The 22,495-nt window shown below is 70.0% G+C and carries 21 protein-coding genes; 10 read left to right on the top strand and 11 right to left on the bottom strand.

All coding sequences use genetic code 11. The features are described 5' to 3' along the window. Window positions 1-11 precede the first annotated feature (11 nt). Both AQJ84_RS26965 and AQJ84_RS26960 read left to right on the top strand, forming a co-directional pair. Window positions 12-1,070 (top strand): cysteine synthase family protein, encoded by a 1,059-nt coding sequence (locus AQJ84_RS26965; protein WP_030040414.1) that lies wholly within the window; start codon window positions 12-14, stop codon window positions 1,068-1,070. Then, the gene (locus tag AQJ84_RS26960; RefSeq protein ID WP_030040413.1) at window positions 1,070-2,479 is read left to right on the top strand and encodes an MATE family efflux transporter; all 1,410 of its coding nucleotides are present in this window, start codon (window positions 1,070-1,072) and stop codon (window positions 2,477-2,479) included. Before AQJ84_RS26965 ends, AQJ84_RS26960 begins: the two co-directional genes overlap by 1 nt. Before the next feature lie 171 nt (window positions 2,480-2,650). On the opposite strand, the gene AQJ84_RS26955 is transcribed toward AQJ84_RS26960, so the two are convergent. The 7 genes from AQJ84_RS26955 to AQJ84_RS26925 form a co-directional block, all read right to left on the bottom strand. After that, window positions 2,651-3,445 (bottom strand): hypothetical protein, encoded by a 795-nt coding sequence (locus AQJ84_RS26955; protein ID WP_030040412.1) that lies wholly within the window; start codon window positions 3,443-3,445, stop codon window positions 2,651-2,653. Window positions 3,446-3,456: 11 nt separating this feature from the next. Continuing rightward, window positions 3,457-3,846, bottom strand: a complete 390-nt coding sequence (locus AQJ84_RS26950; protein ID WP_030040411.1) for a peptidoglycan-binding domain-containing protein — start codon at window positions 3,844-3,846, stop codon at window positions 3,457-3,459. A gap of 456 nt (window positions 3,847-4,302) precedes the next feature. Beyond that, window positions 4,303-5,280 (bottom strand): CU044_5270 family protein, encoded by a 978-nt coding sequence (locus AQJ84_RS26945; protein ID WP_030040410.1) that lies wholly within the window; start codon window positions 5,278-5,280, stop codon window positions 4,303-4,305. After that, complete coding sequence (locus AQJ84_RS26940; RefSeq protein ID WP_030040409.1) at window positions 5,277-5,873, bottom strand: RNA polymerase sigma factor; 597 nt, start codon at window positions 5,871-5,873, stop codon at window positions 5,277-5,279. Before AQJ84_RS26940 ends, AQJ84_RS26945 begins: the two co-directional genes overlap by 4 nt. Window positions 5,874-6,514: 641 nt before the next feature. After that, a complete protein-coding gene (locus AQJ84_RS43570; RefSeq protein WP_051869891.1) occupies window positions 6,515-6,703 on the bottom strand; it encodes a DUF6417 family protein in 189 nt (62 codons plus the stop codon). Window positions 6,704-6,858: 155 nt separating this feature from the next. Beyond that, entirely contained in the window at window positions 6,859-7,176 is a 318-nt protein-coding gene (locus tag AQJ84_RS26930; RefSeq protein WP_037802869.1) for a hypothetical protein, read from the bottom strand. Window positions 7,177-7,354: 178 nt separating this feature from the next. Continuing rightward, window positions 7,355-7,699: a helix-turn-helix domain-containing protein gene (locus AQJ84_RS26925; protein ID WP_030040406.1), complete on the bottom strand. Its 345-nt coding sequence runs from the start codon at window positions 7,697-7,699 to the stop codon at window positions 7,355-7,357. Between the two features lie 548 nt (window positions 7,700-8,247). On the opposite strand from AQJ84_RS26925, the gene AQJ84_RS26920 reads away from it, so the two are divergent. Both AQJ84_RS26920 and AQJ84_RS26915 read left to right on the top strand, forming a co-directional pair. Next, entirely contained in the window at window positions 8,248-8,715 is a 468-nt protein-coding gene (locus AQJ84_RS26920) for an SRPBCC family protein (RefSeq protein WP_030040405.1), read from the top strand. 341 nt (window positions 8,716-9,056) lie between these two features. Beyond that, complete coding sequence (locus tag AQJ84_RS26915; protein ID WP_053190217.1) at window positions 9,057-11,162, top strand: hypothetical protein; 2,106 nt, start codon at window positions 9,057-9,059, stop codon at window positions 11,160-11,162. 311 nt (window positions 11,163-11,473) lie between these two features. Here the strand turns inward: AQJ84_RS26915 and AQJ84_RS26910 are convergent, their stop codons facing one another. After that, window positions 11,474-11,809, bottom strand: a complete 336-nt coding sequence (locus AQJ84_RS26910; protein ID WP_225889155.1) for a hypothetical protein — start codon at window positions 11,807-11,809, stop codon at window positions 11,474-11,476. 314 nt (window positions 11,810-12,123) lie between these two features. On the opposite strand from AQJ84_RS26910, the gene AQJ84_RS26905 reads away from it, so the two are divergent. Then, window positions 12,124-13,035, top strand: coding sequence for an NAD-dependent protein deacetylase (locus tag AQJ84_RS26905; RefSeq protein ID WP_030040633.1), 912 nt, complete (start codon window positions 12,124-12,126; stop codon window positions 13,033-13,035). 399 nt (window positions 13,036-13,434) lie between these two features. Here the strand turns inward: AQJ84_RS26905 and AQJ84_RS26900 are convergent, their stop codons facing one another. Further along, entirely contained in the window at window positions 13,435-14,553 is a 1,119-nt protein-coding gene (locus AQJ84_RS26900; RefSeq protein ID WP_157875009.1) for a right-handed parallel beta-helix repeat-containing protein, read from the bottom strand. A 524-nt stretch (window positions 14,554-15,077) separates the two neighbouring features. Between AQJ84_RS26900 and AQJ84_RS26895 the strand changes: the two genes are divergently transcribed. The 5 genes from AQJ84_RS26895 to AQJ84_RS26875 all read left to right on the top strand — a co-directional run bounded on the left by AQJ84_RS26895 (window position 15,078) and on the right by AQJ84_RS26875 (window position 19,412). Continuing rightward, on the top strand, window positions 15,078-15,410 hold the full coding sequence (locus AQJ84_RS26895; RefSeq protein ID WP_030040635.1) for an ArsR/SmtB family transcription factor: 333 nt from the start codon (window positions 15,078-15,080) through the stop codon (window positions 15,408-15,410). A 34-nt stretch (window positions 15,411-15,444) separates the two neighbouring features. After that, window positions 15,445-16,125: an NAD(P)H-dependent oxidoreductase gene (locus AQJ84_RS26890; RefSeq protein ID WP_030040636.1), complete on the top strand. Its 681-nt coding sequence runs from the start codon at window positions 15,445-15,447 to the stop codon at window positions 16,123-16,125. A 418-nt stretch (window positions 16,126-16,543) separates the two neighbouring features. Beyond that, window positions 16,544-16,951 (top strand): YciI family protein, encoded by a 408-nt coding sequence (locus tag AQJ84_RS26885; RefSeq protein WP_053192647.1) that lies wholly within the window; start codon window positions 16,544-16,546, stop codon window positions 16,949-16,951. Between the two features lie 8 nt (window positions 16,952-16,959). Continuing rightward, the gene (locus AQJ84_RS26880; RefSeq protein WP_030040638.1) at window positions 16,960-18,105 is read left to right on the top strand and encodes an RNA polymerase sigma factor; all 1,146 of its coding nucleotides are present in this window, start codon (window positions 16,960-16,962) and stop codon (window positions 18,103-18,105) included. A 473-nt stretch (window positions 18,106-18,578) separates the two neighbouring features. Then, complete coding sequence (locus AQJ84_RS26875) at window positions 18,579-19,412, top strand: class II glutamine amidotransferase (RefSeq protein ID WP_030040639.1); 834 nt, start codon at window positions 18,579-18,581, stop codon at window positions 19,410-19,412. Between the two features lie 324 nt (window positions 19,413-19,736). Here the strand turns inward: AQJ84_RS26875 and AQJ84_RS26870 are convergent, their stop codons facing one another. Together AQJ84_RS26870 and AQJ84_RS26865 are read right to left on the bottom strand one after the other, a co-directional pair. Further along, complete coding sequence (locus tag AQJ84_RS26870; RefSeq protein WP_030040640.1) at window positions 19,737-20,699, bottom strand: SDR family NAD(P)-dependent oxidoreductase; 963 nt, start codon at window positions 20,697-20,699, stop codon at window positions 19,737-19,739. Window positions 20,700-21,008: 309 nt separating this feature from the next. Continuing rightward, the gene (locus tag AQJ84_RS26865) at window positions 21,009-22,376 is read right to left on the bottom strand and encodes a pyridoxal phosphate-dependent decarboxylase family protein (protein WP_030040641.1); all 1,368 of its coding nucleotides are present in this window, start codon (window positions 22,374-22,376) and stop codon (window positions 21,009-21,011) included. Window positions 22,377-22,495: the final 119 nt, after the last annotated feature.

The raw sequence follows: 22,495 nt of genomic DNA, 5'->3' as shown, positions 1-22,495 counted from the left end.
CAGGAGCTCTCATGGACGACCCCCTGTACCGGCCGCCCGTCGTGCGGCAGGTCTCCGAACTCATCGGCGCCACCCCGCTGTTCGAGCTGGCGCGCACGGAGAGCGACGCCCGGCTGCTGCTGAAGCTGGAGCAGTACAACCCGACCGGCACGGCCAAGATACGGATGGCCCGGCAGATGGTCATCGATGCCGAGGAGCGCGGCCTGCTGCGCCCGGGCGGCCGGATCATCGAGTCGACCTCCGGCAACACCGGTCTCGGCCTGGCCGTCGTGGCCGCCGAGCGCGGCTACACCTTCACCGCCGTGGTCGACCACCACGCGGCCGTCGACAAGCTGCGCGCGATGAAGGCGCTCGGTGCGGAGCTGGTGTACGTCGCCGACGACGGGGACGAGGAACTGGCCACCGCCGCCCGTGAGGAGCTGGCGGAGAAGATGGCCGCCGAGTCCGACAACGCCTACTTCACCGAGCAGCACAACAACATGGCGAACGGCGTGGGCTACCACCCGGTGGCACGGGAGCTCCACGCCGCGCTGGACGGTCGTATCGACATCCTCATCGGCGCGGTGGGCACCGGCGGCGCGTTGTTCGGGACCGGGGGCCCGCTGCGTAAGACCGTGCCCTCGGTGCGGATCGTCGGCGTGGAGCCCGAGGGCTCGATCGCGTTCGGGCCGCCCGCGCACGACTACTACCAGTCGGGCACCGGCACGCCCGAGGGCGCGACGATCGGCGCCATGGTCGACTACTCGCTGCTGGACGAGGGCGTGAAAGTCGGCGACGTCGAGGCGTTCGCCACCGCGCGGGCCGTCGCCCGGCGCACCGGACTGCTCCTCGGCGGGTCGGCGGGAGGAGTCGTGCACGCGGCTCTGACCCGGCTGTCCTCGCTGCCGCCCGACACGACTATGGTCGCGTTGGTCAACGACGGCGGGGAGAAGTACATGGACACCGTCTTCGACGACGACTGGATGGCCGCCCGTGACCTCCTCTCCCCGCAAGTGGAGCGCGAGGTAGACGAGTTGCTGACCAAACTCCGCCGCACCGCAGCACCCGAGCCCCCGCAGGAAATGAACTGATGCCGCCCGCCCTCGCCCGACTCCTCACCGACAGCCGTGCCCTGGGCACGCTCGCCGTCCCGCTCGCGCTCACCCAGCTCGCCCAGGTCGCGCTCACCACCACCGACACGGTGATGATGGGCCTCCTCGGCACGGAGGCCCTGGCCGCCGGCGGCCTCGCCATGGTGATCTTCAACCAGCTGCGGACCATGGGGGTCGGCCTGGTCACCGCCGTCGGCAACCAGGTCGCCGCGGCGGACGCGCGTGCCGAGTCCCAGGGCACGGAGGAGAGCGCCGACGCGGGGGCCCCTCGCGAGGAACTCCGGGACCTGGTCCGGGCGAGCCTGCTGCTGTCCACGCTCGCGGGGCTCGCGGGCGCGCTGCTGATGGTGCTCATCGGGCACGCCGTGGTGTTCCTCGGCCAGGACCCGGACGTCGTCGACGCGGCGCAGCCGGTGCTGTACGCGATGGCACCCGGTCTGCTGCCCTGCCTGTGGTTCCAGGCGATCCGCCAGTTCACGGTCGGCATGCGCCGCCCGCAGGCCCTGCTGCGCATCACGATCGCCTCGATCGCCGTGAACGCGGGCCTCAACTGGATCTTCATCCACGGCACTTGGGGCCTGCCGAAGCTGGGCCTGCCCGGCATCGGTCTCGCCACCACCTCGGTGTACGCGCTGTCCTTCCTGGCGCTGTACCTGTCCGCCCGCCGCGACCCGCAGCTGGCCCCGGTGCTGTCACTGAGCATCTGGAAGGCCCGCCCGGCCACCCTGCGCCGCCTGACCGGCCTGGGCACGCCGATCGCCGCCACATACGGTTCCGAGGCGGGCTTCTTCTCCGTGGTCGCCCTCCTGGTGGGCAGCTTCGGCACGGCCGCGCTGGCCGCGCACACCGCCGTCAACCAGCTCGTCTACATCGTCTTCCAGATCGCCGTCGGGCTCTCCCACGCCGCGTCCATCGGCGTCAGCCGTGAACTCGCCCTCGGCAACACGGCATCCGCCCAGCGGCTGAAGTCGACGGCACTGGCGTGCGCCGCCGCGGTCATGGCGGTCGTGGCGATCGTGTACGTCGTCCTGCCGGGTGCGGTGCTGGCACCGTTCTTCGAGGGCGAGAGCCGGACCGCCACCAACATCGCCACCCACCTGCTGCTGATCGCCGCGGTGATGCAGTTCTTCGACTGTGCCCAGAACATCGGCGTCGGGCTGCTGCGCGGTCTCGACGACACCAAGGGCGGCTTCCGCATCACCCTGGTCGGCTACTGGCTCGTCGGCCTGCCCGCAGCCATGCTCCTCGGCTTCGCCACGGGCTGGGAGACCATCGGCATCTGGCTCGGCCTGCTCATCGGCCTCGCCACCACCGCGCTCCTCCTGCTGCGCCGCTTCAACCGTGGTGTACGGCTCCGGGGTACGGCCACGGCGATGGCGAACACGTGAGCCGGGCGGTCGCAGCGGTCGCCCGCACCTTCGCGCCCCGGCCGACAGGCCGACGTCACGCGCCCCGCGTCCTGGGAGCTCAACGCGTCGAACCGGTGGCCCCGGCACCGCCGGGGTTCCGGATCATCTGCTGGAGCACTTAGCGCCTACTCACGCTCACCATGCACGGTGTCAGGCGCCGTCGACGTGCGGGACGCCCATGAGCTGGTGGAGCAGGCGGCGGTCGATGATGATGATCGGCGTGGTCAGGCGGGCGCCGAACTCAACCAGGGCTGTCTCGATGCCGAGCAGCGCGGCGGTGAGCCTGGCGCGGCCGATCACCCCGGCCTGCACGGCGGTCTGGCTGATCAGCGCACGCATCGCGGTGAGCACCCCGGCCAGCTTCGCCGCGGCCTCCCGGCCGTTGAGGGGCAACTGCCGGATGGAGTTGACCACGGGCTGGAGGGCGGACTGGGTGGAGGGGATCAGTCGGGGCTCGATTCCCCGGGCTGTCAGCTGCGCAGACATGGCGTTCAGCTGGTTGGTGACGAGGGCCTGCGGGGTGCGGCCGATCTCGGGACCGAGGCCGCCCTGCCCGAGCACGACCCCCTGAAGGCGGGTGGGATCGGTCTGCCGCAGCACAGTAGCCGCGTTGTTCGTCTCCCGGGCGATCCTCAGGTAGTCGTCCGCAAGCTTGAGGGCCGGGTCGCACAGGCTGCGTACGCGCACGCCGAGCGCGGGTCCAACGCCCTGCAAGCGGTTCAGGGCCAGCTCGGCCGCGTCACGGTTGCTCTGGATGTTGCGGGCCGTGTTCAGCACGTCCCCGAGGTGGTTGAAGCCGCCGGGGCCGATGACCCCGCCTTGGGCTTCGAACAGCGCGGCCTCGTGCGAACCCTGGTAGATGCCGTGCATCGCACCGCGTGAGGAGTTGAAGAGTGCGAGAAGGGCCTGGGAAAGCTCCAGGATGAGTTCTTCGGTCGGATCCACGGCCTGCGCTCCTACTCCGCGAAGATCGACTGTACGAGGGTCTGCAGCTCGGCGTCGTCGAGCACCGGGTCCTCCACGACCGGAGGCTCCTCCTCGACCGGCCGGTGGGAAAGCAGCAGCGCGAACATGGTGACGGTGCGCAGCTCGTCGAGCACCCCCGCCGTCTGCCCTTCGAGCGCCGTGATGGCCTGCGCTCCGGGATCGACCCGGCCGTCGACGACGCCCGTCACAGCGGTCTGGAACTCCTCGATCGCCCCGATCGTTCTGGGGCCGACGAGTCCATCGAGGTCCAGCACGGTCTGACCGCGCTCGGCGCGGAAGACGTTGAGCAGCGCTTGGACGTACTGCACTTCACGCCGCAGATTCGCGCCGTTCCGGCCGACCGACTGACTGATGGGCATGGGGTGGCCTCCACACAGGCTCTACTGGGCGTCAGTCGTACACGATGGCAGCGCCGCCGTCCGCGCACCGAGGCCCACACCCGGGGGTGTCACCCGAATTCCCCCGGCCGGAGCACGCCGGTCGCGAAAACCTGCCGGCCTCCGTCATCCGCGTGCGATGCCACAGAGGACGCAGCACATCCAGCACCCCTTTCCCTAGCAGCCGACCGTGGCCCAGAGCGCCACCTTCCGCATCAGCATCAGCACCAGCAGGACACCTCTCGCCGACCACGTTATGGAGTTCCTCAGCCGGGTCCCGCGCACTCCGGAACGGAGGTGAGCCGCCCATTGCCGCGGAGGAGCAAGGCCGTTCTCCAGCGCACTGAAGGCCCAGGCCGCGGACGCGGCCGCCGAGTAGCGGCTTCCGGTACGACGACGAGGGCGCCCGGTGTCATTCCGGGCGCCCCCCGCGTGTGCTCAGGGGCGGGCGCCGGGCTTGTCGACGACGCCCCAGGCGTCACGGGCGCTGACGATCTTCCCGTCAGCCTTGGTCTGCCCGAGGTAGGCGTAGCTCTCGGGATCGAAGAAGATCTCCTGCTTGCCCTGCCAGCCCGACGGGATCTTCTCGGCGTAGTTCACGCTCACACCGATCGCCGCACGGCCGAGCGGGTCCTTCACGCCGGTCGTCACCCGGGCGCCGGGGATCTTCGCGAGCGCCCGGAACAGGCCCGCCTGGACCTTCGGCGGGATCAGCACCGACCGGTACAGGACGTCGATCTCCCGCCAGTCGCGCTGCGCGCGCGTCTCCCCCTCGATGGAGTCGATGGCGTGCTCCTCGCGGATGCGCTTCATCATGCGGTCCGGGTCACCGGGGAGGGTGGCGAGGAAGCGGTAGAACTGCCGCTGGGAGCGGTCGTCGTAGCCCTCCTTCTTCCATTTCTCCTCCTGGTTGGGGCCGTACCAGACCTGGAGCTTGTCCGGGTCGAAGTCCGAGATGTCACCGGCCGGGGCGATGCCGGGCAGATTGGCGTGCCCGGTGCCGTCCCAGCGGGTCCACTCCTCGCTGGTCCGCGGCTTGCCCTGGCCGAAGACGGTGCTCTTCTCGTACACCCACTGCTTCGGGCCGGGTTCGGTGCCGTCGTGCTTCTCGACGGTCGCGGCGGCCAGTTCGAGGGCGTCGGCGGAGGCGCCTGCCGACAACACCTGGGGGCCCTTCCTCGCGGAGGCGCGGGTACTGTCCTCGGGCAGGGTCGCGACGATCCCGGCGGTCACGGCGAGGGCCCCTGCGGTGGCGGCGCCGACCAGGATCATCCGGCGCCTGGGAAGGGCGGCACGCTCAGGGTGGGTCTCCTGCCGGAACGCCGCGGTGAGCCGGGCCTGCGGCGCGGCGAGGCGGTCGGCGTCGGGAAGGGGTGCGTCGGCACGCAGGCCGCGGAGTTCGGAGAGCTCGTTCATGCGGGGTCACCTTCGTGTATGCGAGCTTCGATGAGGGGGCCGCCGGCCGCACCGGCCGCGGTACGCAGCTTCCGGCGGGCGCGGTTGAGGCGGGAGCGGACGGTGCCGACGGGAATGTCGAGGGCTTCGGCGATCTCCTGGTAACCGAGGTCGGCCCAGGCGAAGAGCAGCAGGACGTGCCGGTCGCCCGCGGAGAGATGGGCCAGCGCCCCGGCCAGTGGGCGGGCGGCGGCCTCGGCGGCGAGGCGGTCGTCGGCGGAGTCGGTCCAGCTGTCGGCGACCGGGTCGTGGCCGGTGCGGGCAAGCAGCTTCAACGCCCTGACCTCCTCCCGGCGGTGCCGGCCGATCTGCTTGGCGGCGATGCCGTACAGCCAGGGCCGGACGCCGGCGCGGGCCGGGTCGAACCGGGCCCGTATCCGGAAGGCCGTCAGAAACGTCTCGGCGGTCACGTCGTCGGCCGCGTCCCGGCCGAGCCGTCGAGTGACGTACTGGTGGATCGCCGGGGCGTGACGGTCGAAGAGCGCCGCGAAACGCTCGGGTTCCTCGAGTGAGGCCGCGATGAGCTCGGCGTCGCCGCCGGCCAGGTCGGTCATGGACAGTCCGTCCGTTGGTGGGGTCGGTGGGTGTCAGGATGGTGGTGGGTGTTCACACCCTGTACTTGCCACGTCGCGGCGAACAGGTTCACGCCGCCGCCCCAAGGCGCCGTACGCCTCCGCGGAGTGACCGTCGACGCCGAACCTCCCGCAGCCGGCACCTTTCCCACCGCGGCCCTCTCCTCGGCCCTCTCGCACACGGCCGCACCGCGACGTGCGGGACCGGGCGGCCTCGGCCCGCTCGAAGCCACTCCCGGCCGGCGCGTACATCGCCACCTGGGAGTCCGGCCGGGTACGCCCCCCGACGACGTGCGCATCTCGCCGGCTGGCTCGGTGGCGCGCTCGACGAGCCGGCCACCGCGCAATACGCCCGGCTCGTCACCGCGCTGCGGCTGCCCGAGGCGCAGGGGTCCTCGCCCTGGGCTCGATGAATCGGGCAGGAGCCGGTGGGTCATCGGGCGTCCACACAGGAATGGCTGACTTGCCGTAGATGCGGCTGGCATCTACCTCACCCAGGCTCTCCATGCTGAGTGGGTCGGTGCGCGGCTTGCCGGTGAAGGCCGGGCGAGATCCGGTCGCCGGTCAGCTTCAGCAGGCGGCACCCGGGCTGAGCTGATCGCCCAACCGCAGGCTCGCTGCGGTCAGTTCTCGGACGGGATCCGGGCAGCGATCTCCCGTCCCAGGCGCCCCGCTTCCGCAGACACGGGCCCGCCGTCCCGGGTGACAGCCAGCGCCATCGCGAGCATGTCGTGCGCCTCCTCCAAGGTCAGCAGCGCCAGCCGCTCCACGGTGTGCTCCACCGGTACGAAGTTCATGGCAGCGACCTCCAATCGTCGTAGGCACTCATGCCCGGGCAACGTACCCGCTCACCCGCAATCGCATACGGCTTGAAACGGCTGAGATCTGTCCGATTTATGGATCGAAGGGCCGAGTCGCCCCCTGACAGCGTCGTGCGGAGCTCCAAGCCTGTCTCGACCCGTGCGGGTCAGGTCGCGGTAGGGCTGCACCGCACCGCTGCCATTTTGGCCATCGCCAGGAGTCGCGCGAAGTAGGAGGCGCAGTACTCGTCGTCGATCAGGGGAACGATTTTGCCGAGGTCGGCGACGCACGCCCAGAGGAGGGACACGCCGCTGTCGTCGAGTCCGCCGTTCAGCTCTCGCTGGACGAGGCCGGCGACGTCGGCGTCCACGAGGACCAGCTCCACGTTCTCGATGTCCGCGCCCCGGAAGCCTGCGGGGAACAGGGCTCGCTCGTGTTCCTCCCACAGCCGGGCGAGTGGGTCTGCGGGTTGAGTTCCGCTCACGTGTGGAGCAGGCGGGCCGGGCGACGGTGGCAGGGTGTTCACCAGCGCAGTCTCGCCGCCTGACAGCTGTTTTGCCATCGCGTTTACTCGCAGCGGTCGGTGACCCTCTGCCGCCCGTCGCCTCTGCTGGGCGCTGCCCGCCGGACGGTCGGAGTTCACCTGCCGCCCGGCGTTCTGATCAGACCGTGGCCTTCGGCCGTGGCTCGCTGTCCTGACTGCGCAGTTGCTGGTTGATGCGCTGGGCTTCTTCGAGCTGGTCTTCGAGGATGACGATGCGGCAGGCGGCCTCGATCGAGGTGCCCTGGTCGACGAGTTCCCGGGCACGGGCTGCGATGCGCAGCTGGTAGCGGGAGTAGCGGCGGTGGCCGCCTTCGGAGCGCAAGGGGGTGATCAGGCGGTGTTCGCCGAGGGCGCGAAGGAAGCCGGGGGTGGTGCCGAGCATTTCGGCGGCCCGGCCCATGGTGTAGGCGGGGTAGTCATCGTCGTCGAGAGGGTCGACGGAACGGGTACTACGAGAGGGCATAGACCTCTTCTTCCAGGGGACGCGTCGGGGGGCCCGAGTGCCGTATCAGCACCCGGGCCCCGAGCTTTCAACACCATCTACCGGCTGACTGCGCCGGTCTCTGCTTCCGCAGGTTCCACCTGGGAGGGCGGGACTGCGAGGATCGCGGATGCGTGACCGGGGACCACCTTCCATTCCGGGGCCTGCGGTACCCGAGCGGACTTCTTCCTCGCCCGGGCGATCCTGATGGCGTCTGCTCCTTACTTTCGGTTACTCGGTTGTGCTGCTTGTACCGCGGGTAGTGCTCGCCGCCCCAACGGGGCAGCGTCCTGCTTTCACCTGCCTGCGCGGCAGTTCGTCTCTGCCGCGCCCTCTTCGACTTCCTGAGTACAGCAGAAACAGTAACCCTTGAGCACCTCCATGTCTACTCCCGTCACGACAGATTCCCTCCATGGCCGCCATCCGGAGTTCTGACAGAGCTGTGCCGGAAAGAGTGATGCCACAGGGCTGGGCTCTGGGCCGGCGGACATGTGGAGCCTGAGGCGCAGACGAGGTCCTAGAATCGGCTCATGAGCAGGACCGACCGTGCCGGCAGAGTGATCGCCGCCCCACCGGCGACTGTCTACGACGCCCTTCTCGACCGGGACTCCCTCGAAGCCTGGTTGCCACCGGAGGGCATGCGCGGGCAAATCCAGCGGTGGGATCCTCGGCCCGGTGGCGGGTTCCGGATGGTCCTCACCTACCTCGACCCGGCCGACAGCCCCGGCAAGACGTCAGAGGCGACGGACGTCGTCGACATCACGTTCGCCGACCTGACTCCACCACAGCGCGTGGTGCAGCAGGCGGTGTTCGAGGCCGACGACCCGTCCTACGCCGGCACCATGACCATGACCTGGCACCTCGTCGGCACCGACGACGGGACCGAGGTGACCGTCGTCGCCACACACATGCCACCCGGCATCGACCAAGCCGCTCACGAGGCCGGCATCGCCTCCTCGCTGGCCAACCTCGCGGCGTACGTCGAAACCACCCGCTGACCTGCCCCGTCAGGGCGGCCAGGGCAAGAAGCTCAGCCTTCGAGGGCACCGTGGTGCGACTTCCCCGGCACGCCGCGGAGTCGGGGCAGGAATCCAGAAGCCGAACTGCGCGGCGTGAGCGTGCGGGCGGCCCGGCCGAGTCCGGATGGCTGCTCGGCCATGGCCTTCACGATTCGGCGACCACCCGTCGTAGGTCCCGTGCATCAGCGAGGCGCGCGCCCCTCGTCGGAGCACGCCCGGCGAACACCACTATGCGCCCCCTGCCCGCCCGCCGGTCCCGGGGCACGATGAGCAGGCGTGCTGCGCAGCGCGCCGATCGCCGCCTCGGGGGAGGAACGACATTGCTCGATGTCACCAACACCGTGCTCACCGCTGATGCGATCGACTACTTACCCTGGGCGGCCAACCGGACCGTCGCGTCCATCTACTGCACGGCCACGGTCATCTTCTGCCTCTGGGCCGTTTCGGTCTTCCGTCGCAGCCACAAAGTGCCGGTATCCCTGCTCACTTGGCTGATCTGCCTGGCGGCGCCGACCCCGCTCTACCTGCTGCCGCTGTTCGGCGAACCGGTAGTCGGCCGCAGCGGCGTCGGCTACGGAGTGCTGGCCTCGCTCATGTTGACGAACTGGCTGTTTTACCGCAGCTCACGGCGGGACGTCCGCAGGGAGCAGTGGCGGCGGGACGCCGAGGCCAACCGTCTCGCCGGGCGGGCCATCGACTTCATCGAGGCGTTGCGCACCGGCCAACCTCTCGGGCAGCGCCCGCGATTCGCGGTCTACCTACGCCCCTTCGACTCCACGGACCGCCTCGCGAGCCAGCCCGCCTCGACGGGCCCTCACAGTTCCGGCTTCCCCGTCCATCAGGATCTGGAGACCCTGCTGTACGCGGCGCTTCCGGGCGACCTGCCGTTGATCGGGGCAGGCCGGGAGGGAGATGTGCTGATCGGTGCTGGAAGGGTCGTCCTGGCCGACGACGACTGGCAGCAGCCGGTCATGCGGCTGGCCGAGACCGCCTCGCTGATCGTTCTCGTCCCGGCGGCGAATCCCGGAACCCTGTGGGAGATGAAATGGCTCCTCGATCACGGGGCGCTGAGCCGCACGCTCTTCGTCATGCCGGAACTCCCGCTCGATCCCCGCATGCGGTACGTGACCCAGCCCTACCTCGGGCGGCCGTTCGTTCGGAAGTACGACGGCGGGGAGCACTACCGCGACCATGCGGCGCAATGGGACCGGGCCGTGCAGGCAGCCGCCCAGATCGGCCTTCGCCTCCCTCCCTACCGGTACGAAGGAGCGCTGTTCACCCTCGACGACGACGGAGCACTGCGCGCACTGCGGCCACTTGGGCTGATCCGCAGGGCCAGGCGGGTACGTCATACCGCGGCCGCGTTGCGCGAGCTCGACGTCGTGGGGACAGGGTGTCGCCCAGACCCGGTGCGTGCTGCGGCTGCCGCACCGGCCAGTCCGATGACATACACGCCGACCCTGCGTCTACGGCTGGGGCGGTCTCTCGGACACAATGTCGGACCGTTCCTGTTCGCGGGCCTGCTTACCTTCGGCGTTGTCGCGCTCCCCTCCCCCTGGCACTGGATTCCGCTGGCCGGCCTCGCGCTGGTCCTTCCGTACGGGGTACTGCGCATGATCCTCACGGCAGCCGGGTTTCCCACCCTGCGTGTCGACCGCACCGGAATATCCCTCGCCAGTCCAGCGGTCGGCCGCTGGCTCTGGGACTGGGAGTCCCTCACCACCGTGGAGATCCAGTCAGCGCCAGGCACCCGGGTGCTCACCGCCGTGCCGCTCAACGGCGCGGCTCCCGAGCCGGGTACGCCCAAGAGGTTCTTCTGGTACCGCGACCGCTATGCCATCACCGATCTGCACCTGATCGGCGCCGACGAGCAAGCGGTCGCCGCCGCCCTGACCCACTGCTCGGCGGGGCGGTTTCGCACGCCGTCGGCGCGCCTGCCCTTCCGCAAGGGACCCAACGTGACCGAACCGCCCCTGACACGGTACGAGGTGAGCCCGGACCAGGTCCCGTGCGGGGGCTCGGACCACTGGCGCCCCGACAGCAGCGGATGGCTGCGGGAACGTACCGCCTCACGGGCACGGCACTGTGCCGGGTGGCTACTGCTGGGCGGCGCGGCGCTCGGCGGGTGGATCGCTCTGCTCGGGGCCATCGACGGAGCAACTGAACTGCTCGCGCTGCCCCTTGCCGGTTTCGGGATCCACGCTCTGCTGAAGAAGGCACCAGTGGCCTGGGACGGAGCTCGACTTCGCGTGACCAGGGCGGGGCTGACCTTCCTCGCAGCCGACAGCGACACCCCCATTCATGAACCGTGGGCGAGACTGCGGGCCGATGGCTGGGTCGCATGGGCGGCCATGGCCGGAGTGCCGTCTGAAGCGGTGGCCGCGGAAGTGGCCCGTATCCGCCCGGCACGACGCAGTGGCGGATAGAGGTCGCTTTCCGTCTCTACGTGTGGTGGGCGCTGCTGCACGCCGGAGTCGCGCTGGCGGGAGGCGTTCTCTCCGGTTACGCGTTGGCAAAGTAGGAGTTCGGGGTGCTGCGGATGAGGCCACAGCACCCCGAACAGCTCTCGACGCCGCTCGGCTACGTGGAGCGCCGGCGAACAGACCGTGCCCGGCCGGGGACGTGTGAGCTGCCCAGCGGATCGCGGTCGGCACTCCCATGCCACAGGTCCTGGTCGGAGGCTGAAGTGGAGGGGCGGCGCGAAGGCAATGAGTCCATGGCGGGTGCGGCCGTTGGCCTAGTAGACGGACCAGGCTTGTGTGGTGTGCTGGATCCAGCGCTGGATGGTGGTGTTGATGCTGTCGGGCAGGGCGCTGAGGTGGTCGATGGCTTCCCGGTCCTCGAGTTGGGGTGGGACGCCGGCCGTGGTGAGGGCTGCGTGCAGGTCCAGGCGCCGCCGGTCACGCGGGCCGACCGCGATGTCGAGGCGCTGGGCGGGGTTCGGGGGCGGCAGCAGGTAGTCGTCCTGCTTGGACTGCGGCGCCGGCTCCCAGTACGGGGTGCTGGGCACGTCACAGGCGTAAGGGTCGAAGAATGCCTGCGGGGCGGCGGACTCGGAGGCTGTGGCAGTCAAGAGGATCTCCTCGCGTGAGGGGTACCGGTCTTGCTTGCCAGGAGGCGGTCCGGGCACTGGCCGGTTGCACTACGGGCCTCACACCACGCGGACGGCGGCATCGGCAGCTCATCCGTACGTCAGATCAGCCCGCCGCGACCTGCTCCTGGTCGTCCGCCACCGTTTTCAGCACCGCCGCCATACCGCAGAAAGCACCGAAGCCCGGTCCGCGGGACACCACTCCCCCGGGCGGATCGTGCGCGGCAGCATCCGAGCCCACAGCCATCGCCGGCGGAAACGGGGGGTGCAGGCCGTTCCTTCCGTACCCTGGCGGCATGCGCATGCGCCCTACCGTGAGCTGGACCCCTGCCGCGGACCTGCCCCCGGGCACCACAGATCTGGCGCCGGTCGCCGGTCTGCTGAGCACGGGTGGCGTGCTGGTGCTCAGCGGGGCGGGCATCTCCACGGAGTCGGGCATCCCCGACTACCGGGGCGAGGGCGGAAGCCTGAGCCGGCACACCCCGATGACCTTCCAGGACTTCACCGCGAGCGTCCAAGCCCGGCGCCGGTACTGGGCGCGCAGCCACCTCGGCTGGCGCACCTTCGGCCGCGCCCGCCCCAACGCCGGACACCAGGCCGTGGCGGCCTTCGCACGCCACGGCCTTCTCTCGGGCGTGATCACCCAGAACGTCGACGGCCTGCACCAGGCCGCCGGCACCGAGGGCGTCGTGGAACTCCACGGAAGCCTGGCACGAGTCCTCTGCCTTTCCTGCGGCGCTTTCAGTCCGCGCCGCGAACTGGCCCGGCGGCTGGAGGAGGCAAACGCGGGCTTCGAGCCGGTGGCCACCGGAATCAACCCGGACGGCGATGCCGACCTCACCGACGAACAGGTCGGCGACTTCCGCGTGCTGCCCTGCACGGTCTGCGGGGGCATCCTCAAACCGGACGTGGTGTTCTTCGGCGAAGCCGTTCCGCCGTCGCGGGTCGAGCACTGCCGCGGACTGGTCCGTGAGGCGGCCTCGCTGCTGGTCCTGGGTTCCTCACTGACGGTGATGTCCGGGCTCCGGTTCGTCCGTCAGGCAGCCCAGGCCGGGAAGCCCGTGCTGATCGTCAACCGGGACCCGACCCGGGGCGACCCACACGCCCTCACCCGGGTGGCGCTCCCCCTGGGAACCGCCCTCACCATGGTGGCCGGCCGACTGGGCATCCCCGTCGACGACGCGGAGACGCCGCCCGCAAGGGAGTGACGGTGACGCGCCACCGCGTCCGCGCTGACGCCGACCTTCGACGCCGCTCGCGCGACCGGCTCCGGGCAGGACTCCCGCGGATCCGCCTCGTACGCTCCGACCGGCACCGCTCCGGAGCAGGTCCGGCGCCTGACGGACGCGTGCCCGGATCGGCACTCGATCGTGCCGGCCCACCCGGCCTCGGCGTACCGCGTCGGTCCTACAGCGGCTACGCCGCATTCCGAGCAGCTGGCACAGGCTGAGGGGTTCGCTCTCTCCGAGATGTGGGGCTTCGGCGGAGAGCACCCCTGGAGAAGGACGTCGAACTCTGCTTCCTCTGACGCCCGGCAGCTCCACAGCCGCCCACCGCCCGCGGTCGCGGGACAACTCCTGGGCGCGTTCGTCTTCCGCGGTCCTCGGCTACGCGAAGTGCGGATCGTCATTGGTGATGGCTGTTGCCACTCCGATGAACTCGTTGCCGGTCGACGTGCCCAAAGCACCCTTGTAGTTGTAGATGGCCCACTGCATGCCGCTGAACGTGTTGTCGTACACGTTCGCGCCGATGTAGTAGTTGATGCCGACGCCGAACCTGTTCGCGTACCCGATGTCGTGGATGTTGTTGTTGAAGACGTTCACGTTCTTCGCGGCGTTGAACGGACCGCCGTTGATACCGATGATCAGGACGCCGTCCGTGAACCTGGTGCCACTGATGTCGTTGTCGTGGATGTTGACGTTGCTGGACGCCGCGTTCTGGAAGCCGCTGTAGACAATTCCAGGCAACGTGCCCGTACCTGCCGCCGAGCCGCCCACGATCGTGTTGTGGTGAATGAACACGTCGGAGAGGGTGTCCGTGGAGGTATTCGGCTCGAGGTCGATGGGACCAGGCATCCCGGAACGCGAACACCTGACAAAGGTGTTGTTGTGCACCTCGATCTGTGTGCCGGTGATGATGGACACACCGTTCCGGTTGGAGTAGTCGGACGTGAAGCTGTTGTTCGGCCCGATGGTGCAATTCTTGGCGGAACTCCCGAGGTTCACGTAGACACCGTCGCCGATGATGTTCCTGAAATCGCAGTTCTTGACGATCACGTTGCTGAGGCTTCCATGGATCCGCACGCAGTGGCGGTACTGGGACCAGGTGACCCCCTGGTTCGCGGCGCGCCCATCGAACGTGAGGTGGTCGATCGTGACGCCGGATCCACGAACCGCCACGATTTCGTCACTGTGCGTCGCCGACGTGGTCGAGTTGTCCGGGAACCGCAGGGTGGAACCGTTGCCCTCGACGTAGCAGCCGGCCGGGATGGACAGCGACGTGACCGTGTACGTCTTGCCCGCCGGGAAGACGAGGCGCTTCCCGGCGGCGGCGTTGGCCGCTTGCTGGAGCGTGGGGTAGTCCGCCACGAGCACCTTGCCGCTGTCGCGAGAGGGGCGAACTCCCGCGGCCAGAAGGGGGAGTGACGCCAACGCCAGCATCGACCTGCGGGATACGGATCCGGAACGGGAGAATATTTCCATCGGCGATCTTTGTGCTCCGAACAAGGCAAGAACTCCGTGCGTGTGCGAAAACCACAGCGGTCGGCGCCGCTCGAGTGGCGCACTCTACCTCAAGTATTTCAGAGCGCCAGAGCGAATGTCACAGGCGCTTTCCCTGTCTTGATCTCTCTCAGCCGTGCATCATTGCGGGCTGGGATCATGGGGCGGAGAGGCCGGATTCGGGGTCGTTCCGCCGAATGCATACTCGGTTCCGCGCAGCCGATGACAGCGCCCTTTCATGATTCCTCAAGGTGTCGGCCAAACCACACCGGGCCGGAAGCACTCGAATCGAGGATGCTTCGCGCGGGAGTGACGTCGGACGTGACGGCCGCGGGTGAGGCATCTGCGCCGGGCCGCCGGGCTCACCCCGACCGGGAGCCGTACCCCTGCTCTCGGGTCTCCCGGCATCCGCACTGCCCATGCCGCGCGGTGCGGGGACGCCGATGGGCCTGCCGAGCGTCCCGATCACCGTGAGTTGATATCGAGATATCGTGGTGTGTCGGAGTGTCTGGCGACGAGAGAGGTGGCCCATGGCCGCGACTGCGGGATCGGATCCGGGCGACCTGATCGAGGTGTTCAAGGCCCTCGGCAACCCTGCCCGCCTGCAGATCATGCAGTGGCTGAAGGATCCAGACGCGCACTTCGGCGAGTACGAACCGATCGCGGATCGCCGTTCGGTCGGCGTGTGCGTCACGCACATCCAGGCGAAGTCGGGCCTCGCTCAGTCGACGGTCTCCAGCTATATGAGCACGCTCGAACGGGCGGGGCTCGTGCGTCCCACCCGGGTGGGCAAGTGGACCCACTATCGGCGCGACGAACAGCGGCTTGCACAGCTGGCCCGAGCGATCGACACGACCCTCTGATTGACGTATCGCAATACGTCGATATGATCTCGTCATGTCGCCCTTGGACGCCGCTCCCACCGCTCTGATCGTTCACGCCCACCCCGAGCCCCATTCGTTCAGCACCGCCCAGATGGCCACAGCGGCTCAGGCGCTGCGCGATGCCGGGTACCGGGTCGACGTCCTGGACCTTTACGCCGATGCGTGGGCCCCGACTCTCGCCCGTGAGGAGTTCGCACCGGCGGAAGGTCACTTCAAGCCGCAGGCCGAGCAGATGCGCGCGGTCGAGAACGGGACGCTCGACGCGACCGTCAAGACACATCTCGATCGCCTGCTCGCCGCTGATCTCCTCGTCCTGTCGTTCCCCCTGTGGTGGTTCTCGCTGCCCGCCATCCTCAAGGGCTGGGTGGACCGGGTCTTCGTGATGGGCGCGGTCTTCGGCGGGGACTACGGACTCTTCGGCGACGCGGCACTCGCCGAGAAGCGAGCGATGCTGCTGTTCACGACCGGCGGGCCCAGTGAGTCGTTCCGGCCTGGCGGCGCGTTCGGCTCGATGGACGACTTCCTGTTCCACATCCATCGAGGGATGCTGGAGTTCGTCGGCTTCCAGGTACTCGACCCCGTGGTCACCTATGGACCGGCTCGCATGACCGACCAGGAACGAGCAGCGGCACTGGACGCGGTCAGAGCGTCTGTCGCGCTCATCGCGGCCGATTCCGGGACCATCGTGCGCTGACCCAGACGTCGGCCTGCGCAGCACCCGCGGCCGGGGAAGGCGGGGTGGGGCGGGGCTTCGAAGACCGCAGGCAGGAAGGCTCCGCGAAGACGGTCCGCACGTCGACGACGGTCCGCGCGTCGACCACGGTCCGCGCGTCGACCACAGCCCTCGCGTCAACCACAGCCCGCCCGTCGACCACAGCCCGCCCGTCGCCACGGTCCGCAGTCGGCGCGGCACCCGGATGAGCGAACGGCGGCAGCCCGCGGGGCCCCGCCTTCACGCCACTCCCTGACCCGGACACCGCGCGACGGCCCGCCCAGGTCCATCTGCGAGCGGCGCAAAAAAGTTCCGCGGCGATGTCGAGAACGCGCGATCGGCTCCGTCCCAGCAGTGAACGCGACCACAATGGACCGCACCAGCACCGAGGAGAAGCACCATGGCCAAGTACCTGCTGCTCAAGCACTACCGCGGCGCCCCTGCTCCTGTGAACAACGTGCCCATGGACCAGTGGACACAGGAGGAGATCTCGGCCCACATGCAGTACATGAGCGACTTCGCGGCGCGGCTAGAGGGGACGGGCGAGTTCGTCGACGGTCAGGCGCTCGCCCCCGAGGGGACATGGGTCCGGTACGACGGCGAGGGGCGCCCGCCGGTCACCGACGGCCCGTTCGCCGAGACCAAAGACCTCATTGCCGGCTGGATGGTGATCGACGTCGACGACCACGAGCGTGCCCTGGAACTGGCCGGCGAGCTGTCGGCCGCCCCCGGAGCGGGCGGGAAGCCGATCCACGAGTGGCTCGAGGTACGCCCGTTCCTGACCGCGCCGCCCACCATCACGGAGTGACCTCAACGATGAACGAGGCCCTCGTCCGCAGCCTCACGCCGAGCGTCCTCGCCATCCTCGTCCGCCGCGGAGCCGACTTCGCGGCGGCCGAGGACGCCGTGCAGGACGCGCTGGTCGAGGCCGTCCGGGTCTGGCCGGCCGACCCGCCGCGAGATCCGAAGGGCTGGCTGGTCACCGTGGCCTGGCGCCGATTCCTCGACGCGACCCGGGCGGACGCCTCCCGGCGCCGACGGGAGGACCTCGTCGACGAGGAGCCGGCGCCCGGGCCCGCACCCTCGGCGGACGACACGCTCCAGCTCTACTTCTTGTGCGCCCACCCGTCGCTCACACCGTCGTCCGCGGTCGCGCTCACCCTGCGTGCGGTCGGCGGGCTGACCACCCGCCAGATCGCCCAGGCCTACCTGGTGCCCGAGGCGACCATGGCCCAGCGGATCAGCCGCGCCAAGCGCACCGTCTCCGGAGTGCGGTTCGAACAGCCCGGCGACGTGGCCACCGTGCTGCGCGTCCTGTACCTGGTCTTCAACGAGGGCTACTCCGGCGACGTCGACCTCGCCGCCGAAGCCATCCGGCTCACCCGACAGCTCGCGGTCGCCGTCGACCACCCGGAGGTGGCGGGGCTACTCGCCCTCATGCTGCTCCACCACGCCCGGCGCGCCGCCCGGACCACACCCGACGGCAGCCTGGTACCGCTCGCCGAGCAGGACCGCGGCCGGTGGGACACGGAGTCCATCGCCGAGGGCGTCGAGATCCTCCAGGCGGCCCTCGCCCGAGACCGGCTGGGCGAGTTCCAGGCCCAGGCCGCCATCGCGGCACTCCACGCCGACGCGCCCACCGCCGGGGAGACCGACTGGGTGCAGATCGTCGAGTGGTACGACGAGCTCGCGCACCTGACCGGCAACCCGGTCGTCCGACTCAACCGCGCGGTGGCCGTCGGCGAGGCCGACGGGCCGCGCGCCGGCCTGGCGGCCCTCGCGGCGTTGGACGACACACTCCCCCGCCACACCGCGGTCGCTGCCTACCTCCACGAACGCGACGGCGACCTGACGACGGCCGCACGGCTGTATGCCGAGGCGGCCCGAAAGGCACCCAACCTCGCCGAGCGCGACCACCTGACACGCCAGGCCGCCCGGCTCAACGCCCGCCGCCATCGCTGACGGGTCGCGCTCGGGTCTGCTCGCGGCCCTGGGCGCGGCCCTGGGCGCGGCCCTGGGCGCGGCTCCGCAACGCGTCGCGGCAGCGCGTCGCACGGCTGCTTTCGACCCGTCGAGACCCGGGGCGCTCCCGCGCATGCACCGCGCCCGTGAGGGGCAGGGCCCGGGCCCGCCTGCCGCTACGGGCGGCGCCCCTGACCCCTACGCCCCGGCTGCCCTGCCGTACGCTCGAATGCCGCCCCGGCTGACCTGCCCTACGCGCGAATGCCGCCCCGGTCTCCGCCGTATGGCGATCAACGGCTCGGCGCACGACCATGGAAACACCGTCCGACCCCACACCGGGACCACGCAGCGGGCGGGACCGCGGTGCGTACCGGTCGAACTCCGATCCGACGCCCCCGGGGAACCGCTCATCCCCCAGCTGGTGCCGTGCGCATCCTGGCTTCGACAGCCGCGCACCAGGAAGGTGGTAGTCGATGTGCCGGTGGCTCGCCTACTCAGGAACGCCCGTCCTCCTCGACACCATCCTCTACAAACCGGCCCACTCACTGATCGACCAGAGCCTGCACTCGCGGCTGGGAGTCGAGACCACCAACGGCGACGGGTTCGGCGTCGGCTGGTACGCACCGCACATCGACACCCCCGCGATCTTCCGCGACACCGGCCCGGCGTGGAGCAACCGCAATCTGCGGGAGATCGCCGACCACATCCACTCGCCGCTGTTCTTCGCTCACATCAGGGCCTCGACCGGTACCGCGGTGCAGCAGACCAACAGCCACCCCTTCCGCCACGGCCGCTGGATGTGGATGCACAACGGTGCCATCACCGACTTCCACCTCATCCGCAGAGACCTCACGCTGGCCGTCGACCCGACGCTCTTCGCCGGCATCGAGGGATCCACGGACTCCGAGTTGATGTTCTTCCTGGCGCTCACCCTCGGCCTGGAGGAGGACCCGCCGGGCGCCGTCGCCCGGATGGCCGGGCTGGTGGAGCGGACGGGGCGCGAGCACGGCGTGGACTTCCCGCTGCAGATGACCATCGCCGTGACGAACGGTCAAGGGCTGTGGGCCTTCCGCTACTCCAGCCAGAAGACGTCGCGCTCGCTGTACTACAGCACGCGGGTACAGACCCTGCGCGCACTCCACCCCGACATGGCGTTCCTGCGGGAGGTCTCGGACGAGACCCGCCTCATCGTGTCCGAGCCCCTGGGGGATCTGCCCGGTGCCTGGAACGAGGTCCCCGAGAGCAGCTACGGCATCGTGCAACCCGGAGCGGACCAACTGCTTCCCTTCACCCCGCAACCCGTTTAGCGGCAGCGGTCGCGGTGCCGCTCCCCGGCCCACACGCCGGTCCGACCTGAGAGTTCGACTCATCCTGGCCAGTCACGTCCTCAGGCCGGCAGCGGGCGAGCAGGAGTTGCCGTGGAACAACCGCCGCGACCGCCGCGACCGCCGGTACGACGTCTCCCCCTGACCGTGCGACGACATGGTCGACCTCCGCCTCGACCTACGCCTCGACCAACGGCGAGCACTCTGACTTCCCCGACAAGCCTGAGGTGGCACAGCCACACACCACAGCGCATGACGGGTGCGCACACCCGGTAGGTCACGCCGACCGTTTACTGAAGAGCTTGGCTAGGTTGCCGCCGCGAAAGCGTCGACGCCCGTGAGGTCGGCCGACAGCGCCCACAGGCGTGCGGCTTGCTCGGGGTCGGTCGCGTGTGCGTGCACGCCGCCTTCCGAGCTCTCGCCGGCCGGCTCGGCTACGTCGCAGTCCTCGCAGTACACGCCGCCCATGCCGGCCAGCCTGGGGGAGGTCGCCGCCCATACCTGCGTCGCCGCGCCCTGCCCGGGCGTCTTGAAGGTGGGATCGGTCGGGTTGTCGTTCTCGTCGATCCAGCCCGCGTCGACCATCTCCGCCTTCGCGAGGTGGCGCTGCAGCGGAGTGAGGATGCTGCCCGGATGCAGGGCGAACGCTCTGACTCCGGCGTCGCGGCCGAGCGCGTCGAGCTGCACGGCGAACAGCACGTTCGCCGTCTTCGCCTGCCCGTACGCCTGCCATCTGTCGTAGCCACGCTCGAACTGCACGTCGTCCCAGCGCATGCCGGTGATGCCGTGGGCGCCGGAGGACACGGCGACCACGCGCGCACCACCGCGGGCGATCGCCGGCCAGAGATGGTTGACCAGCGCGTAGTGGCCGAGGTGGTTGGTGGCGAACTGCGCCTCCCACCCCGGGCCCACCCGCGTCTCGGGGCAGGCCATGACCCCAGCGTTGTTGATCACGATGTCGATCTTGCGACCCGAGGCCAGGAACCGCTCGGCGAAACCGCGGACGCTTTCGAGGTCGGACAGGTCGAGGTCGTCGGTCTCGACGCCGTCGATGCCCCCGACCGCCTCTTCAGCGGCCGCCCGTCGCCGGGCGGGGACCACGACGCGGGCTCCGGCGCCCGCCAGGGCGCGGGTCGTCTCCAGACCAAGTCCCGAGTAGCCACCGGTGACGATCGCGGTGCTGCCGGACAGGTCGATCCCACTGAGGACGTCGTCCGCGGTACTCCTGGCGCCGAAGCCCGATCCGATCTTGTGCTGAGGTGTCGTCATGGCGGAGACGCTAGGTGCTCGACAGCGCTCTAGGTCAAGGGCCGGTGACGGCGAGCGTCCGGGTCCAGCCGTGGCGTCTGTGCTCGAGCACCACAATCGCCGGCGGTGGCTGTCCCGGTACCCGACCTGTCATGCCCCGCAGGCGCGGCGCAAGGGCGAAGCTCTGCCCGGCTGGAAGGAAGCCCACCACACGCCGTGCTCAGCATCACGCGCATGCACCACCTCGCCCTCGTCGGGCAGGCGGGCTGGGGGCGGCCGACAACGAACAGCCACGTCAAGCCGACCTGAGAACCCTCTGCGGACCGCCCTTTAGGCTCGGAAAGCTGCGCGCCGGATGGCGTCGAGTGCGTGTGTCACGTCGTCGTCGGTCGTCGACCAGTTGCTCACCGAGATCCGCATGACGCGTCGGCCGTGCCAGGTGGATCCGCTGATCCACGCCGTGCCGTCGTCGAGCAGCCGGGCGAGTACCTGCTGTGTACGGTCGTCGTCGCCGAACTCGGCACACACCTGGGTGAACACCACGTCGTTGAGGACGGTCGCGCCCTCCATCTCGGCGATACCGGTGGCGAACGTCGAGGCGTGTCGGCACAGTCGCTCGACGAGGTCGGCCACACCTGATCGCCCGAGGGACCTGAGTGCCGCCCACACCGTGAAGGCCCTGCCGCGGCGGGAGAGCTCGGGAACCTTGTCGATGGGGTCGCCGTGTTCGTCCTGGATGAGGTAGTCACCGTGCAGGCCCATCGCGGCGCGGACCGCGAGAGGATCGCGCACGATGGCGAGACCGCAGTCGTAGGGCACGTTCAGGGTCTTGTGGGCGTCCGTCGCCCAGGAGTCGGCGTCCGCGCAGCCGGCCGTCAGGTGCGCGTGTTCCGGGGAGGCCGCCGCCCACAGTCCGAAGGCGCCGTCGATGTGCACCCAGGCGTTCGCCTCGGCGGCGGCACGGATCGTCTCGGCGAAGGGGTCGAAGGCGCCGGAGTGGATGTCTCCGGCCTGAAGGACCACGATCGTGGGCCTGCCACCGCCGGCCGCCAGGGTGCGCCGCAGGGCCTCGGGCTCGATGCGCCCCTGATCGTCGGCCGTCACCACCTCGGGTCTGCCGAGCCCCAGGTAGCGCAGTGCCAGGTCGATGGCCATGTGACGGTCCGCGCCGACGACGACGCGTACGGCCGGCCCACCCGTGAGTCCGTCGCCTGCGACGTCCCAGCCGGCCCGCCGCAGTACCGCGTCGCGTGCGGCGGCGAGGCAGGTGAAGTTCGCCATCGTGGCACCCGTGGTGAAGCCGACGGCGCTGCCACCAGGCAGGCCCAGGAGATCCAGCAGCCACGCGCTCGCGATGTCCTCCACCGCCGTGTACGCCGGCGAGACGGCACGCATCACGCAGTTCTGGTCCCAGGCACTGACCAGCCAATCCGCGGCCAGCGCGGCCGGCTCCGTGCCACCGACGACGAATCCGTAGAAGCGGCCGCTGGGAAACGCGGTGAGCCCCGGCTCACAGGCCGTGGCCAGCAGGTCCACGACGTCGGCGGGCGCACTGGGGCCGTCGGGCAGCTCGGCACCGAGCGCGCGCACGACCCCCTCGACCGAAGCGCCCGCGGGGACCCGGCGGTCGGACAAGCTCGCCAGCCAGCGGACGGCATGGCCGTACGCCTGTCCGAGCGCCGCCTCACGCGCGTCCATACATCGGACTATGGGACAGACCCCGCCCCCATGCAAGCCGCGCCCTGAGCGAGCGACTGCACGGAGGCGCCGACTCAGCCTGTAACCGGGCCCCGGAGATGTGCGGACGACCGTGACCG

Origin of the sequence: Streptomyces resistomycificus (assembly GCF_001514265.1) — a bacterium.
In the GTDB taxonomy this organism is placed as follows: domain Bacteria; phylum Actinomycetota; class Actinomycetes; order Streptomycetales; family Streptomycetaceae; genus Streptomyces; species Streptomyces resistomycificus.
The sequence above is the reverse complement of the archived record's forward strand: the minus strand, read 5'-3'. Positions and strand labels throughout refer to the sequence as shown.